Origin of the sequence: Enterobacter sp. KBR-315C3_2022 (assembly GCF_041399425.1) — a bacterium.
Classification (GTDB): Bacteria; Pseudomonadota; Gammaproteobacteria; order Enterobacterales; family Enterobacteriaceae; genus Enterobacter.
In genome coordinates, this window is the sequence record NZ_JBGKEB010000008.1 from 181,537 (window position 1) to 196,848 (window position 15,312).

Here is a 15,312-nt window from a genome sequence, read left to right on the forward strand (position 1 = left end):
GAGAGGGCTGGGGTGAGGCGCTTTTGACGTTACCCCAAAATCCCCTTCAGCACCGGCCCAATCCTCTCAAACGCCTGCGGTGAAATGATGTCCACGTGGGCGCAGTCCTGGCTGTACGCCTCCAGATCCGCCACCCACGGCGCCCAGGCGGCCTGCGGATCCATCGTGCGCGTGCGCTCGGCGACAAACAGCGTCGCCTTGCCGTCAAAGCGCGCGCTGTGCGCGGTGGTGAGCAGACGCACCGCATCGGCGTAGTTGCCCTCGATGGCGTTAAACAGCTCGCTGGAACCCTGCCCCTGCTGCGCGGCGATAAACGCCTGACGCTCGCGCTCGATCTCCGCCAGCACCTCCGGGTCGAGGCCGTTGGCCTCTTTTTCCGCCCAGTTCTGCGTTTCCGGCGGCCAGGTGTCCAGCAGGCCGAGGAACGCCACCGCTTCGCCCTGTTCGCGCAGTCGGGCAGCGATACCCTGTGCGAGCGTGCCGCCAAGGGAGTAGCCAAACAGATAGTACGGCCCCTGCGGCTGCTGCTGGCGCAGCGTGTTCATGTGATGCTCAATCACGCCGTCGAGATCCGCACGCTGCTGCATGGGTCCGTCCGGGCGCGGCGACTGAATGCCGGTAATCGACCAGCGCGGGCTGAGGTAGCGCGCCAGCACGCTGAACTGCCAGGCAAATCCGGACGCCGGATGGAAGCAGAACAGCGTCGGGCCGTCGCTTTCGCGCAGCGGCAGGATCGTTTCATAGCCAAGACGCTGCGCCTGCTCGTCGCTCATCGCTGAGTCCAGCAGCGCGCTAAGCTGGCCGACCGTCGAGGCGACCATGATCTGCCCCGGCGTGACCCGGCGGGCAAACGCCCGGCTAAGCTGTGCCGCCAGGCGCATCGCCAGCAGCGAGTGGCCGCCAAGGGCAAAGAAATCGGCTTCGATATCGTTCACCTCGCAGCCCAGCAGCGCGGAAAACGCCTGCGCGACGGCGTGCTCGGTTTCCGTCTCCGGCGCGCGGCCGGAGGCTTTGCTGGTCAGCTCCGGCAGCGGCAGCGCCTTGCGGTCGAGCTTGCCGTTGGCGCTGAGCGGCAGCGCGCTGATTTGCACCAGCACCACCGGGACCATGTGCGGCGGCAATTGCGCCCTGAGCGAGGCCAGCAGTGCGTCGCGATCCAGCGGTAAGCCCGATTCAGAAACAACGTACCCCACCAGCTGGCGGGCATCGCCGCCGGTGGCCGCCGCCTGGTTAAAGACGCACGCGTGCGCCACCGCCTGCGCCACGTCCGGTAGCGACAGCATCGCCCGGTCGATTTCGCCCAGCTCGATGCGCTGGCCGCGAATTTTCAGCTGATCGTCGCTGCGGCCTAAATATTCCACCGCGCCGTTCTCCAGCCAGCGGGCGACGTCGCCCGTGCGGTACATACGCTCGCCGGGGGCAAACGGATCGGCGATAAAGCGGCTGGCGGTGAGATCGGGCCGCCCCAGATAGCCCTGCGCCAGCTGGATCCCCGTCAGGTAGAGATCGCCCGCCACGCCGAACGGCACCGGGCGCATCATCGCATCCAGAATGCGCAGCCCCGTGTTCCACACCGGGAAGCCGATCGGCACGCTGTTGCCCTCCACCGCCGCCAGCTCCGGGCCATACGCCGGATACCAGCTTACGTCGACCGCCGCTTCGGTCGGGCCATACAGGTTGTGCAGCGGCGCGTGGGTCAGCTGCTCCCACTCGCGGCACAGCGCCGTCGGCAGCGCCTCGCCGCTGCAGAACACCTTGTTGAGCGTGCTGCAGCAGCCAACGTTTTCCGGCGTGAGGGAGGCGACGAACGCCGCCAGCATCGACGGCACGAAGTGGGTGGTGGTGACGCCGTGCTGCGCAAAGAAGCTCTGCATCGCCAGCGGATCGCGGTGCGCGTCCGGCTCGGCCATCACCAGCTTCGCCCCGGCGATAAACGGCCACCAGAACTCCCAGACCGACACGTCAAAGCTGCACGGCGTTTTCTGCGCCACCACGTCCTGCGCGGTGAGCGGGTAGTGGTTCTGCATCCACAGCAGGCGGTTGACGATGGCGGTATGCCCCACCATCACCCCTTTCGGACGCCCGGTCGACCCGGAGGTAAAGATGATATACGCGGTCTGCTCCGGTTTCGCCAGCCGCAGCGGCTCCGTGCCCGCAGCAGGTAAAAGCATGTTGTAACTAAGCGCGGTAATCGACAGATCGCTAAAGCGCGAGCGCTGCTCGTCGGTGGCGATCAGCAGGGACGGCTTTGCGTCCTCCAGCATCATCCGCAGGCGATCGTCCGGGTAGCCGGTGTCCAGCGGCAGCCACGCGGCGCCCGCTTCAACGATGCCGTGCAGCGCCAGCGTCAGGAACACCGAGCGCGGCAGGGCCACGGCCACGCTGTCGCCCGGCTTCACGCCGCGCGCGCGCAGCAGGTTTGCCAGCGCCACGACCTGCTCGCGCATCTCGCGGTAGCTGAGCGTAATGTGCGCATCCGCCAGCGCGGGAGCGTCCGGCGTTCTGCGCGCCTGCTCCGCCACCAGATCCGCGAGCGTGGTGGACGGCAGCGCCAGCCCGGTATCGTTGACGCGCGCTAGCCGGGCGTATTCTTGGTCTGAAACGGTTTCGACCTCGCCGCAGCGCAGGTCCGGGTTCGCCGCAAACTGCACCAGCATTGCGTTCAGGCGCGCCGCGTGGCGGGCGAGCGTCGCCTCGTCGTAGCGCTGCTTGTTGGCCAGGATTTCAACGCTCAGGCCGCCCCGCTCGTCCGGGAACAGCGCCAGCTCAAGATCGTTCACCGGGCCGGTCGCCAGCGTGTGGGTGATGGCCTCCACGCCCGGGATATCCAGCTGATAGTCGAACACCTTAACGTTGAGCACCGGGCCAAACAGCGCCTCATCTCCCGCCGCCTTTCCGGCGTCGCGAACGATCTGCTCGGCGTCGTAGCGCTGGTGGCGGCGCATTTTTCTCAGCTGGCCCGCAAGGCGCATCGCCAGCTCCGGCAGGCTCTCGTGCGGCGCGATGTTCACCGCCATCGGCAGCACGTTCAGCACCGGGCCGGTCGCGGTTAGCGCCGCGGACCCCATGCGGCGCATAAAGATAAATCCGGCGGCATAGTCCAGCCGCCCGGTGAGGCGACCGAGCCACAGCGCTACCAGCGCGAGCGCCAGATCGGTGCCCTGCACCGCCCCCGCCGCCTGCGAAAGCTGGCGAAACGCGTGGCCGTCGGCCGCGATCTTCATGCGCAGAATATCGGTCGTTGCCGCCCGTCCCGGCAGCGGTGCAGAGGAGAGCGACACCGGCGGAGGCAGCTGCCTGCGCTGCTCGGCCCAGAAGGCGCCGTCGCGCGCGTAGGCGTCGCTTTCACGGTAGCGCTGGTACTCGTCCACCACCTCGGCGAACGGCGTAAACGGCGATGCGGGGGTTGGCTCCCCGTTTTGCCACGCGCGATAAATGGCGGCGATCTGGCGGGTAATGGCCGGGAAGCTGAAGCCATCCACCACCAGATGGTGATAGCGCTGATACCAGCACCAGCGGCGTTCGCCGACCTGAATCAGCTGATGAAAGGCCAGCGGCTGGCCGCCGTCGACGCGCAGGTTCTGGCCGAGATCGGCCTCCATCAGCGCCACGGCGGCGGCGTGGGAATCCACGCGAACGATGGGCGGTTCGGGCAGCGTCATGGCGTCGTCCACCCACTGCCACACCTCGCCGTTATCCTCAGCAAAGCGGGTGCGCAGCGTGTCGGCCTGCCTTATTCCTTCAACAATGGCGCGCGCCAGCAGCGGCGCGTCAATGTCACCGCTTAGCTCGGTGTAGTGCGCCACGCTCCAGGCGTTCGGCAGCGCGGAAAGCTGCTCCGCCATCCAGATGCCTGGCTGGGCGGCGACGAGAGGAAGACGGTTCATGCGTTTTCCCCCGCGTAACAGGTGGGTTGCAGGGTTTGCCAGCGCTCGGCCAGCCACTGCTGACACGCCTCCTGGGACTGCGCTTCGCACACCACGCGCCAGCCCGCCGGCAGCGCGCACTGCTGGGGCCACAGGCTGTACTGCGCCTGGTCATTTTGCAAAATGGCAAAGCGTCCCTGCGGATTATCGAAAGGATTGCTGAATTGCATACGGGCTCCGTTATTGAGTAAGCGGCTGCCACAGGGTCATTAGCCCCTGCGTCAGCCCACCGCGCCAGCACAGCGCGTCGTGTCCGCCGTCAACCTCGCGCCAGTCAACCTGGTGCGCGCGCTGCAGCTCGGCGTAAATCGCCTGATTGGTGCGGAAGATCAGCGGCTCGTTGCGCCCGGCCTCAAGCACGATGCGCAGGCCGCGCGCGGCGATTTCACCCGCCTTCAGCCGTTCGACGAGCAGCCCGTCCTGCGCCGCGCCGCGGTGCGGCCACCAAAAGGAGCCGGACTGGCTGAGCGCGCAGCCAAAGCGCTGCGGCCAGCCGAGCGCGGCGTAGAGCGCGGACAGGCCGCCGAAGCTCTGGCCCGCCACGACGGTACGGTCAGCGCGGTCGCTGAACGGCGCGAGGGCGTTAATTCGGGGAAGAAGTTCGTCCTGCACCGCCAGCCAGAAATCGGGGTTGCAGGGCAGCTCGCGGCTACGGTGGGCGGTATCGATGACGTCGATCAGCACGTAGACCGCGGGCGGCAGCCTGCCCTCGCGGGTGAGCGCCGCCAGCGCGGGCCAGACGGGCATGCTTTCGGCCCAGAACTGGCCGTCGAGCAGCACCGCCAGCGGGCGATCCGGCGTCGCTTCTCCGGTGGTGAAGATCCAGACGCGGCGGCGGTTGCCCAGCCGCTCGCTGCGCCAGTCGATAAGCACGGGCGGGGTATATGGCGTATCGGGGCGGTTCCAGCCGGGCTGCTCGGGGGCGCCGGGCATTTCCAGCGCGGAGACCGCGTGGCCGCGCCCGCCGCGCCAGCTCTGGGAGTTGAGCGGATCAGAAACCGCATGCGGCAGTAGTTTTCGCCAGCCTTCGCGCAGAGAAGCGCGGTCCGGCTGCTCGCCTGCAAACACCGCATCGGCAAAGTCATCTTCATTTTCTGAGGGGATAAAACAGTAGCTGCCGCGCCACTCGGGGCTGAACTCGCCCTGCCACTGCCAGACGTCGGTATCGGGAATGCGCGTCAGCGACTGCGGGCGGGCATTTTGATGGTGATCGGTCACGCCGGTGACGTACAGCCAGACGCGCTTTACCGGTGAGGCGTCCTGCGCGCCTGCCGGATCGCGCCACCAGAACGTGACGCGATATTTCTCCTTTTCACGCACCCATTCAGGCCCGCGCTTCGACTGCCACCAGGCTTCACTTCCCGTTGTTAACGCCGTCACCCTTATAACCCCACGTCTGACACGTCTTTTTTTGTTACAAGACAAATTTTATTGATAATATTATTGATAACTATTTGCATTTGCAATAGCGTAGTGCCCGCGCTGTGGGAAGCGCGCTTATAAAATAACCATGCCACGCGTTGTGTGCGCTCGAGGACAGGGCTGCTTACGCAACATGCGGATGACAACTTGCCGCCTCCTCTCCCCTTTGGGAATGGAGCCAAGGGGATGCGGCACGAAAAGCAGGACGTACAATGAATAAGAAGATTCACTCCCTGGCCTTGCTGGTCAACGTAGGGATTTACGGCGTCGCGCTGCCGGCGCTGGCAGACGATAAGGCCACCGCACAGCACGAAGATACGATGGTCATCACCGCCGCCGAGCAAAACCTGCAGGCGCCGGGGGTCTCCACCATTACCGCCGATCAAATCCGTAAAAACCCGCCCGCCCGCGACGTGGCTGAAATCATCCGCACCATGCCCGGCGTTAACCTCACCGGGAACTCCACCAGCGGCCAGCGCGGCAACAACCGCCAGATCGACATTCGCGGCATGGGGCCGGAAAACACCCTGATCCTGATCGACGGCAAGCCGGTGACCAGCCGTAACTCTATCCGCCTGGGCTGGCGCGGCGAGCGCGATACCCGCGGCGACACGGGCTGGGTGCCGCCGGAGATGATCGAACGCATTGAGGTCATTCGCGGTCCTGCCGCCGCGCGCTACGGCAACGGTGCCGCGGGCGGCGTGGTGAACATCATCACCAAAAAATTCGATAACCAGTGGCATGGCTCCTGGAACACCTATTTCAACGCGCCCGAGCACAAAGACGAAGGCTCAACGAAACGCACCAACTTCAGCCTCAGCGGCCCGCTGGGCGGCGACTTCAGCTTCCGCATGTTCGGCAATCTGGACAAAACCCAGGCCGACGCGTGGGACATCAACCAGGGCCACCAGTCTGAACGTACCGGCGCCTATGCCAACACGCTGCCCGCAGGCCGTGAGGGCGTTGAGAATAAGGACATCAACGGCGTGGTGCGCTGGGACTTCGCCCCGATGCAGTCCCTGGAGTTTGAGGCGGGCTACAGCCGCCAGAACAACCTCTACGCGGGCGATACCCAGAACACCAACAACGACAACGCGCTGGTGAAGAAAAACTACGGCAAAGAGACCAACCGTATCTATCGCCAGAACTACGCCGTGACCTGGAACGGCGGCTGGGATAACGGCATTACCACCAGCAACTGGGCGCAGTACGAACATACGCGCAACTCCCGCCTCGGCGAGGGGCTGGCGGGCGGCCTGGAGGGGCTGTTCAGCAGCGATAAATTTACCGATACCGACCTGGCCGACGTGATGCTGCACAGCGAAATCAACCTGCCGATTGATTTCCTCGTCAACCAGAACCTGACGCTGGGCACCGAGTGGAACCAGCAGCGCATGAAGGATTCGACCTCCTTCACCCAGACCCAGCAGGGCGGCACCATTCCGGGCATGAGCGACGACCGCAGCCCGTACACCTCGGCGGAGATTTTCTCCCTGTTCGCCGAAAACAACATGGAGCTGACCGACAGCACCATGCTGACCCCGGCGCTGCGCTTCGATCACCACACGATCGTGGGCAACAACTGGAGCCCGTCCCTGAACCTGTCGCAGGGTTTAGGCGATGATTTCACCCTGAAGATGGGTATCGCGCGCGCCTACAAAGCCCCGAGCCTGTACCAGACGAACCCGAACTACCTGCTCTACAGCAAGGGCCAGGGCTGCTACGCCAGTTCCGACGGCGTGGGCTGCTACATGATGGGTAATGACGATCTGAAAGCCGAAACCAGCATCAACAAGGAGATTGGCCTCGAGTGGAAACACGACGGCTGGCTGGCGGGCGTGACCTGGTTCCGCAACGATTACCGCAACAAGATTGAGGCGGGCTATGCGCCTATCGGCCAGACCTCATCCGGCAAAGTCACCACGGATATTTACCAGTGGGAAAACGTGCCGAAGGCGGTGGTGGAAGGGCTGGAAGGTTCCCTGAACGTGCCGGTCAGCGACACGATCAACTGGACCAACAACATCACCTACATGCTGCAGAGTAAAAACAAGGAGACCGGCGACCGTCTGTCGATCATTCCTGAATACACCCTGAACTCCACGCTGAGCTGGCAGGTGCATCAGGACGTGTCGCTGCAGTCGACCTTCACCTGGTACGGCAAGCAGCAGCCGAAGAAATACAACTACAAGGGCCAGCCAGTGACCGGCTCGGAGAAAGACGAAGTGAGCCCTTACAGTATCGTCGGCCTGAGCGCGACCTGGGACATGACCAAAAACGTCAGCCTGACCGGCGGCGTGGACAACGTCTTCGACAAGCGCCAGTGGCGTGCGGGTAACGCCCAGACCACCGGCAACGCCGCGACCGGCGCGTATATGTACGGTGCGGGAGCGTATACGTATAATGAACCGGGTCGGACCTGGTATATGAGCGTGAATACGCGCTTTTAAGGTATCGGAGTCAATCATTCCCTCTCCCCTCCGGGGAGAGGGTCAGGGTGAGGGGGAAAAACCATGCGCACAGCCCACGGCACATTTTCTCTTGCCGGACACACCGTACACCGCGTCGACTTCGCTCCTGAAACCTTCACCGACGCCGATCTCCTCTGGCTCCCTCACCATGAAAAATTCTCACATGCCGCCTCAAAGCGGAAAGCCGAACACCTGGCCGGACGCATCGCCGCCGCCCATGCGCTGAAGGCGCACGGCATCACGGCGGTACCGGGCACCGGCAGCAGCGGCGAGCCGCTGTGGCCCGCCGGGTTCAGCGGCAGCATCAGCCACACCTCGCGCTGCGCGCTGGCGGTGGTGGCAACGAACGCCCTTACGGGCATTGACTGCGAGATCATGCTTCCCGCAGGCGAGGCTGAAGAGATTAAGGATGGCATTATCGGCCCCGACGAAGAGCCCCTGCTGCGCGCGGCGGCGCTGCCTTTTGCCCTGGCCCTGACGCTGGCGTTCAGCGCCAAAGAGAGCCTGTTTAAGGCGCTTTACCCCGCGGTCGGCGAGATGATGGGCTTTGACTGCGCCCGCGTCACCGCGCTGGACGACGAGAGCCTGACGCTGGCCCTAACCCGCCCGCTCGCGGGCTTCGGGGAGGGCTTCACGTTCCGGCTGCCCTGGCTGCGCGAGGACACTATGCTGATCGCGCTGCTGCACTCTGCTCCCGCCGCTTCGCGCTGAGGCTGGTCGCCGTGAAGGTGACGATAAACACCAGCGCGAACAGCACCACGATGGTGGGCGCGGGCGCGCTGTCAATGTAGAAAGAGAGGTAAACGCCGGTAACGCAGGTCAGCATCGAAATCACCGTTGCCGCCAGCAGCGCCGCGTGAAAGCGTCGGGTCAGAAGCACGGCAATCGCGCCCGGCGCAATCAGCAGCGAGATCGACAGAATTATGCCCACCGCCTTCAGGGTCGCCACTATCGTCAGCGAGACCATGCACAGCAGACCGTAGTGCAGCCAGCGCGTGCGCAGCCCGCAGGCCTGAGCCTGCTGGTAATCAAAGCTGAAGAGCAGAAAATCGCGCCACTTCAGGCCAATCACCAGCGCGATGCCCGCCGCCACGATCCCGCTTTGCAGCATGTCCATATCGTTGATCCCCAGCATATCGCCAAACAGAATGTGGTCGAGATGCACCTCCGGTTTTACCGCGATGTATAAAATCAGCCCGACGGCGAACATGCCGGAGAAGACGATCCCCATCACCGTGTCCTGCTTGATGCGGCTGTTGTCCTTCAGGTATCCCGTCGCTACCGCGCAGAACAGACCGGCAACGAACGCGCCCAGCGCCAGCGGCAGGCCCATCATCCACGCCAGCACCACGCCGGGGAAAACGGCGTGGCTCATGGCGTCGCCCATCAGCGCCCAGCCCTTGAGCACCAGAAAAACCGACAGCAGCGCGCAGGGAATTGCCACCACCAGCGCAATCAGCAGCGCGTTGTTCATAAACGCAAACTGGAATGGTTCAAGGAGCAGCGCGATCATGGGTGTGCCTCCAGCGCGCGACGGCGGCTCGCCAGCAGCCCGTGCTTAGGCGCAAAGACGAACGCCAGCAGGAACAGCAGGGTCTGCGCCACGACGATAATGCCGCCGGTCGCGCCGTCCAGATAGTAGCTGGCCCACGCGCCGAGAAAGCTGGTGATGCTGCCAATCGCGACGGCTATCACCAGCAGCCGCGGAAAACGATCGGTCAGCAGCCACGCGGTGGCGCCAGGCGTGACGACGAGGCAGATCACCAGAAACGCCCCGACGGTTTGCAGCGCCGCGACGGTAGACACCGCCAGCAGCGTAAAGAACAGAATTTTTAACCGCTCCGGACGCAGGCCGATGGCCCGCGCGTGGTTCTCATCAAAAAAGGTCACCATCAGATCTTTCCACTTCACCAGCAGCACCAGCATCGACACCGCGCCGATGATCGCCAGCTGGAGGATATCGGCCGGGGCAATCGCCAGAATGTTGCCCAGCACGATCGTCTGAATATTCACCGAAGTCGGGTTAAGGGACACCATAAACAGCCCCAGCCCGAAAAAGGAGGAGAAAATCAGCCCGATAATGGCGTCCTCTTTCAGGCGGCTGCGCTGGTTGAGAAACAGCATGCTGCCCGCGGCCAGCCCGCCGGACAGGAACGCCCCGAGCGCGAACGGCAGCCCGAGCATATAGGCCCCCGCCACGCCGGGGACGATGGCGTGCGACAGGGCATCGCCGATTAACGACCACCCTTTGAGCATCAGGTAGCAGGAGAGAAAGGCGCACAGGCCGCCGACCATGGCAGAGACCCACATCGCGTTCAGCATGTACTCATAGCCAAACGGCTCAAGCAGCGCGTTCATTTGGCCTCCTGACGGTGGGTGACAAACGGACGTTCGTCATCGGTGATGATGCGATCTTCGGAACCGCTGAGCACCACGTGGCGCAGCACGCCGCTAAAGGCGCGCTCAAGGTTATCCGCGGTGAAGGTGGTCTCCGTCGGCCCGCTCGCCAGCACCGTGCCTTTAACCATCACCGTGTAATCGCAAAACTCGGTGACCGAGCCCAGGTTATGCGTCGACACCAGCATGGTTTTACCCTCGTCGCGCAGCTCCCGCAGCAGGGTGATGATCCTGGCTTCGGTTTTGACGTCCACGCCCGTAAACGGCTCGTCGAGCAGGATCACCTCGCCCTGCTGGGCTATCGCCCGGGCCAGAAAAACGCGTTTCTTTTGCCCGCCGGACAGCTCGCCGATTTGCCGGTGGCGCAGCTCGAGCATATCAACGCGCCTCAGGGCGTCGGTGACGATCTGCCTGTCGCCCGCCCTGGGTCGACGCAAAAAGCCCATGTGCCCATAGCGGCCCATCATGACAACATCCTCAACCAGCACCGGAAACGACCAGTCGACCTCTTCGGACTGCGGAACGTAGGCGACCAGGTTCTGCCGCAGCGCCCGTTGCGGAGGCAGCCCCTGAATAGTGATGTCGCCGCCTGACGCCCGCACGAAGCCCATCACCGCTTTGAACAGCGTGGATTTGCCAGAGCCGTTAACCCCCACCAGCGCGGCTATCGATGCGCCGGGCACGCTGAACGACGCGTTGCGCAGCGCCGTGTGGCCGTTGCGGTAGGTTACGGTCAGATCGGTGACGACAATCCCCTTCGGCATAATTACTCCTTCATACCGTCGTTAATGCCCTGCACCAGGGTGCGGGTCGTGACGTTGAGCAGGTCGAGGTAGGTTGGCACCGGACCGTTTGCCGCACTCAGGGAGTCAACGTACAGCACGCCGCCGTAGTGCGCCCCCGTTTCCCGCGCCACCTGGCGGGCGGGCTTATCCGAGACCGTGCTTTCGCTAAACACGGCCGGAATGCGATGTTTTTTCACCAGGTCGATGACCTTGCGCACCTGCTGCGGCGTGCCCTGCCGATCGGCGTTGATCGGCCACAGGTACAGCTCCTTCATGCCCAGATCCCGCGCCAGATAGGAGAAGGCGCCTTCGCTGGTCACCATCCAGCGCTTGTCTTCCGGGATCGCCGCCACCTGCTTACGCAGCGGTTCGAGGGTGGAGGTGATCTTCTGCTTGTAGGCTTCAGCGTTGCGCTGATAGGTCTGCGCGTTCGCCGGGTCGTACTTCGCCAGCGCGTCGCGGATGTTGTCGACGTAAATCAGCGCGTTATCGGGAGACATCCACGCGTGGGGGTTCGGCTTGCCGTCGTAAGGCCCTTCGGAGATGCCCATCGGGGTGATGCCCGTCGTCACCACCGCTTCGGGCACGCCGCTCAGGTGCTGATAAAACCGCTGAAACCACAGCTCGAGGTTCATGCCGTTGGACAGGATCAGCTGCGCCTTCTGGGCGCGCTTGATGTCGCCGGGCGTCGGCTGATACTCGTGGATCTCCGCGCCCGGCCGGGTGATCGAGGTGACGTCTGCGGCGTCGCCCGCCACGTTTTTCGCCATATCCGCAATGACGGTAAAGGTGGTGATGACCTGAAATTTTTCGGCGGCCCGCGCGCTGGCGGAGGTCCCCACCATAAGCAGCGCGCTCAGCAGCAGCGTTTTCAATCCTTGCATAGGGTGCATCGCAGAAGTCTCCTGAAGTGGTTAAAAACATATCGAAATTAGCCTTAGCTATATTGTATAGCACAGGCTATATTTAAATGAAAATAGTTATCATTATTGATTTTTAGCGCGGCCGCTGACGTCAGGCGCAGCAGGTGCCGCCGCCCCGCCCCTTTTGCCAACGTGAAGTTTGTTCATCTTCAGTGAAATTAAATCACTGTTCGCCGCCCGGTGACTCTGACATAAATAACGTAATGTTATTAACCGCCAGCAATATCGAGAATATTGTTTTATAGAATCGCGTCAGATTTTATATGAGAGACCGGGATACCCTATTACGATGAATAAAGCCTTCGCCTTCACCATAAAAACGCTTCGTTTTGATGAAGACTATAACCCTTCAAAAAATACGCGTATTACCACCAACTTTGCGAACCTGGCGCGCGGAGAAAGTCGTCAGCAAAATTTGCGTAACGCCATTTTGATGATGAACAACCGCTTTAACTCGCTGGCGCAAAAGGATAATCCGAACGGCGATCGCTATGCCGTAGAGCTGGATATTATCTCTGCCGAGGTGGATATAAACGGCAACGGCGAAACCTTCCCGGCCATTGAAATATTGAAAACCACCGTTCTCGACAGGCAGACGAACGAGCGCACTGAGGGCATCGTCGGGAATAATTTCTCTTCCTACGTTCGTGATTACGACTTTAGCGTGCTGCTGCCCGAGCATAATAAAAACCGGCACACCTTCAGCCTGCCGGAAAATTTCGGCGTGCTGCACGGCAATTTGTTTAAGCATTTCGTTAATTCGGATGAATATAAACGCCATTTTTCACAGCAGCCGACCATCTGCCTGAGCGTGTCGAGTAAAAATGTCTACACCCGCACGGGCTACGTGCATCCGGTGCTAGGGGCTGAATACCAGCAGGATGCGCCCTCGCTCACCGATCTCTACTTCAGCAAGATGGGCCTGAAGGCTCGCTTCTTTATGCCGGAAAACAGCGTTGCGCCGCTGGCCTTTTACTTCGCCGGTGACGTGCTCAGCGACTACAGCCCGCTGCAGCTGATCGGCACCATCAGCACGATGGAGACGTTCCAGAAAATCTATCGCCCGGAGATTTACAACGCCAACTCCGCGGCGGGCGAGCGCTATCAGCCCAGCCTGGCGAACCCGGATCACTCCCTGACGCGCATTGTTTACGATCGCGAGGAGCGCAGCCACCTGGCGGTTGAGCAGGGGAAATTTACCGAAGAACACTTCATTAAGCCGAACAAAGCGATTCTCGAGCAGTGGTCTGCTCATTACGCGCGCTGATTCACCGAATTTACAGGGTTACTGATTATGAAAAAGCTATTACCGACGTCCACCGCGGGCAGCCTGCCGAAACCATCATGGCTGGCGCAGCCGGAGACGCTGTGGTCGCCGTGGAAACTGCAGGACGAAGGGCTCATCGAGGGCAAGCAGGATGCGCTGCGCCTGTCCCTGCTGGACCAGCTGCAGGCGGGGATTGATATCGTCAGCGACGGGGAGCAGACGCGCCAGCACTTCGTCACCACCTTTATCGAGCACCTGAACGGCGTCGATTTTGAGAAGCGCGAAGTGGTGAAAATCCGCAATCGCTATGACGCGAGCGTGCCTACGGTGGTGGGCGCGGTGTCGCGCCTGAAGCCGGTTTTCGTGGAGGATGCGAAGTTCCTGCGCAGCCAAACCGCGCAGCCGATCAAATGGGCGCTGCCCGGCCCGATGACGATGATCGACACGCTGTACGACAGCCACTACAAAAGCCGCGAAAAGCTGGCCTGGGAGTTCGCCCGCATCCTCAACCAGGAGGCGAAAGAGCTTGAGGCGGCGGGCGTGGACATTATCCAGTTCGACGAGCCCGCGTTTAACGTCTTCTTTGACGAGGTGAACGACTGGGGCGTCGCCGCGCTGGAGCGCGCCGTCGAAGGGCTAAAATGCGAAACCGCCGTGCACATTTGCTACGGCTACGGCATCAAGGCTAATACCGACTGGAAAAAAACGCTGGGCTCGGAGTGGCGTCAGTACGAAGAGGCATTTCCGAAGCTGCAAAAATCGAGCATCGACATCATCTCGCTGGAGTGCCAGAACTCACGCGTGCCGATGGATTTAATTGAAATCATTCGCGGGAAAAAGGTGATGGTCGGCGCAATTGACGTGGCGACAAACGCCATCGAGACGCCGGAAGAGGTGGCGGCCACGCTGCGCAAGGCCCTGCAGTTCGTGGATGCCGATAAGCTGTATCCGTCCACCAACTGCGGCATGGCGCCGCTGTCCCGCGGCGTGGCGCGCGGCAAGCTGGCCGCGCTGAGCGCGGGCGCGGACATTGTGCGCAGGGAGCTGCTGGGGAAATAAGGGCAAGATTTACGCCGTTGCAAAGGGGGCCAGATGGCCCCCTTTCGCGTATTTCCGCCTGCGGGCAGGTCAACGGTAGGTCATGGTAAATGACGCCGTGGCACTCACCGAGCCTGACCGCGCATTCGCTGCGGTCATATAATACGCGGCCCTGAAGGGAATATTGACCACCTCCCCCGGCGAGGTGGTCGTGCCGTAGTTGATGAGCGTGCCGAACTGCACCGGCGCATCGTTATATTTCAGCTGAATGCCCAAGCCTTGTGCCGTCGAGCTGCTGTTTAACCCCAGCACGCCGTTAGCGGGATCGGCAAGCGGGCTGACGTTATCCAGGGTTACATTCACCGCGGTCTGCGCATCGCAAATCAGCGGTATGGAAAACGCCACCGGATTCTGGGTGCTGCCCACGCCGTTAAACTTCGGCAGCAGCGCAATCCCCATATTGATATTCAAATTTTTATCCTCAATCTGGCAGGAGGCGGTGCTGATATTGATCGGCGAAAAGAGATATTTATACAGCGGCAGGCGCTTGACGTTATTACTGACCGGCGTGCTGTACTCCATATTGATCGTCATCGCGGGTATTGAGCCCGTCGCCGGGGTGGTGCTGGTTTTGATCAGCTCGAAGGTATCCGTGAACGTTGATACGCCATCCTGGAGGATCCCTCGCCGCCAGCTCGCATTATTGAGGTTCATCCGGGTGACAAACTCGCTGCTTTGCGTGGTGCTGGAAAAGTTCTTCCAGCGGATGCCGATGCCCGGAACCTCCGTCGCCCGCACGTTGGCCAGCGGCGAGGCGCCATAATCCGCATTCGTCCCGGAGAGCTGAATAAACCACGAGCCATCGTAGCCAATTTGCTGTCCCTGAGGATCGCACGTCATGGGGTTACTGGTGACGATCGTCGCCAATACCGTCCCAACGGGCGCATCCCGCTGAACGACGATATTCTGCTCAACGTTCACCGCCACGTCGTTTGCGGTGCAGAGCGCAAGGGCGTTCCAGGAGAGCGCGCAACATGCAGCGGCCGTCGCGATTTTTAATCCGGTGGACATCATACGTTCCTT

General features: G+C 62.2%; 12 protein-coding genes. 4 read left to right on the forward strand and 8 right to left on the reverse strand.

Annotation, left to right across the window (positions count from 1 at the left end; all coding sequences use genetic code 11):
• Positions 1-29: 29 nt before the first annotated feature.
• The 3 genes from entF to fes are packed head-to-tail and all read right to left on the reverse strand — an operon-like array spanning position 30 to position 5,306.
• On the reverse strand, positions 30-3,887 hold the full coding sequence (gene entF / locus AB8804_RS11150; protein ID WP_371185986.1) for an enterobactin non-ribosomal peptide synthetase EntF: 3,858 nt from the start codon (positions 3,885-3,887) through the stop codon (positions 30-32).
• The gene (locus AB8804_RS11155) at positions 3,884-4,096 is read right to left on the reverse strand and encodes an MbtH family protein (RefSeq protein ID WP_371185988.1); all 213 of its coding nucleotides are present in this window, start codon (positions 4,094-4,096) and stop codon (positions 3,884-3,886) included. The genes entF and AB8804_RS11155 overlap by 4 nt, the downstream gene beginning before the upstream one ends.
• A gap of 10 nt (positions 4,097-4,106) precedes the next feature.
• On the reverse strand, positions 4,107-5,306 hold the full coding sequence (gene fes, locus AB8804_RS11160) for an enterochelin esterase (RefSeq protein ID WP_371185990.1): 1,200 nt from the start codon (positions 5,304-5,306) through the stop codon (positions 4,107-4,109).
• Between the two features lie 254 nt (positions 5,307-5,560).
• Between fes and AB8804_RS11165 the strand changes: the two genes are divergently transcribed.
• Positions 5,561-7,798: a TonB-dependent siderophore receptor gene (locus tag AB8804_RS11165; protein WP_371185992.1), complete on the forward strand. Its 2,238-nt coding sequence runs from the start codon at positions 5,561-5,563 to the stop codon at positions 7,796-7,798.
• Positions 7,799-7,861: 63 nt separating this feature from the next.
• Positions 7,862-8,530, forward strand: a complete 669-nt coding sequence (entD, locus tag AB8804_RS11170) for an enterobactin synthase subunit EntD (protein WP_371185994.1) — start codon at positions 7,862-7,864, stop codon at positions 8,528-8,530.
• Here entD and AB8804_RS11175 read toward each other — a convergent pair.
• The 4 genes from AB8804_RS11175 to AB8804_RS11190 are packed head-to-tail and all read right to left on the reverse strand — an operon-like array spanning position 8,484 to position 11,894.
• Positions 8,484-9,332: a metal ABC transporter permease gene (locus AB8804_RS11175; protein ID WP_371185996.1), complete on the reverse strand. Its 849-nt coding sequence runs from the start codon at positions 9,330-9,332 to the stop codon at positions 8,484-8,486. The two genes, entD and AB8804_RS11175, sit on opposite strands and share 47 nt — an antisense overlap.
• Positions 9,329-10,177, reverse strand: coding sequence for an iron/manganese ABC transporter permease subunit SitC (gene sitC, locus AB8804_RS11180; protein WP_371185998.1), 849 nt, complete (start codon positions 10,175-10,177; stop codon positions 9,329-9,331). Before sitC ends, AB8804_RS11175 begins: the two co-directional genes overlap by 4 nt.
• Positions 10,174-10,980 carry a manganese/iron ABC transporter ATP-binding protein gene (locus AB8804_RS11185; RefSeq protein WP_371186000.1) on the reverse strand — a complete coding sequence of 269 codons (807 nt, stop codon included), beginning with the start codon at positions 10,978-10,980 and terminating at the stop codon, positions 10,174-10,176. The genes sitC and AB8804_RS11185 overlap by 4 nt, the downstream gene beginning before the upstream one ends.
• Before the next feature lie 2 nt (positions 10,981-10,982).
• Entirely contained in the window at positions 10,983-11,894 is a 912-nt protein-coding gene (locus AB8804_RS11190) for a metal ABC transporter substrate-binding protein (protein ID WP_371186002.1), read from the reverse strand.
• A gap of 319 nt (positions 11,895-12,213) precedes the next feature.
• On the opposite strand from AB8804_RS11190, the gene AB8804_RS11195 reads away from it, so the two are divergent.
• Positions 12,214-13,191 carry a DUF1852 domain-containing protein gene (locus AB8804_RS11195; RefSeq protein WP_371186004.1) on the forward strand — a complete coding sequence of 326 codons (978 nt, stop codon included), beginning with the start codon at positions 12,214-12,216 and terminating at the stop codon, positions 13,189-13,191.
• Positions 13,192-13,218: 27 nt separating this feature from the next.
• Positions 13,219-14,250, forward strand: a complete 1,032-nt coding sequence (locus AB8804_RS11200; protein WP_371186006.1) for a methionine synthase — start codon at positions 13,219-13,221, stop codon at positions 14,248-14,250.
• A gap of 69 nt (positions 14,251-14,319) precedes the next feature.
• Here AB8804_RS11200 and AB8804_RS11205 read toward each other — a convergent pair whose 3' ends face one another.
• Positions 14,320-15,303, reverse strand: a complete 984-nt coding sequence (locus tag AB8804_RS11205) for a fimbrial protein (RefSeq protein ID WP_371186008.1) — start codon at positions 15,301-15,303, stop codon at positions 14,320-14,322.
• Positions 15,304-15,312 lie beyond the last annotated feature (9 nt).

What these genes read in the sequence shown, in the direction of transcription:
- entF (WP_371185986.1), bottom strand. Translation starts at nt 3,887, where the DNA reads ATGAACCGTCTTCCTCTCGTCGCCGCCCAGCCAGGCATCTGGATGGCG.
- AB8804_RS11155 (WP_371185988.1), bottom strand. Translation starts at nt 4,096, where the DNA reads ATGCAATTCAGCAATCCTTTCGATAATCCGCAGGGACGCTTTGCCATT.
- AB8804_RS11165 (WP_371185992.1), top strand. Translation starts at nt 5,561, where the DNA reads ATGAATAAGAAGATTCACTCCCTGGCCTTGCTGGTCAACGTAGGGATT.
- entD (WP_371185994.1), top strand. Translation starts at nt 7,862, where the DNA reads ATGCGCACAGCCCACGGCACATTTTCTCTTGCCGGACACACCGTACAC.
- AB8804_RS11175 (WP_371185996.1), bottom strand. Translation starts at nt 9,332, where the DNA reads ATGATCGCGCTGCTCCTTGAACCATTCCAGTTTGCGTTTATGAACAAC.
- sitC (WP_371185998.1), bottom strand. Translation starts at nt 10,177, where the DNA reads ATGAACGCGCTGCTTGAGCCGTTTGGCTATGAGTACATGCTGAACGCG.
- AB8804_RS11185 (WP_371186000.1), bottom strand. Translation starts at nt 10,980, where the DNA reads ATGCCGAAGGGGATTGTCGTCACCGATCTGACCGTAACCTACCGCAAC.
- AB8804_RS11190 (WP_371186002.1), bottom strand. Translation starts at nt 11,894, where the DNA reads ATGCACCCTATGCAAGGATTGAAAACGCTGCTGCTGAGCGCGCTGCTT.
- AB8804_RS11195 (WP_371186004.1), top strand. Translation starts at nt 12,214, where the DNA reads ATGAATAAAGCCTTCGCCTTCACCATAAAAACGCTTCGTTTTGATGAA.
- AB8804_RS11200 (WP_371186006.1), top strand. Translation starts at nt 13,219, where the DNA reads ATGAAAAAGCTATTACCGACGTCCACCGCGGGCAGCCTGCCGAAACCA.
- AB8804_RS11205 (WP_371186008.1), bottom strand. Translation starts at nt 15,303, where the DNA reads ATGATGTCCACCGGATTAAAAATCGCGACGGCCGCTGCATGTTGCGCG.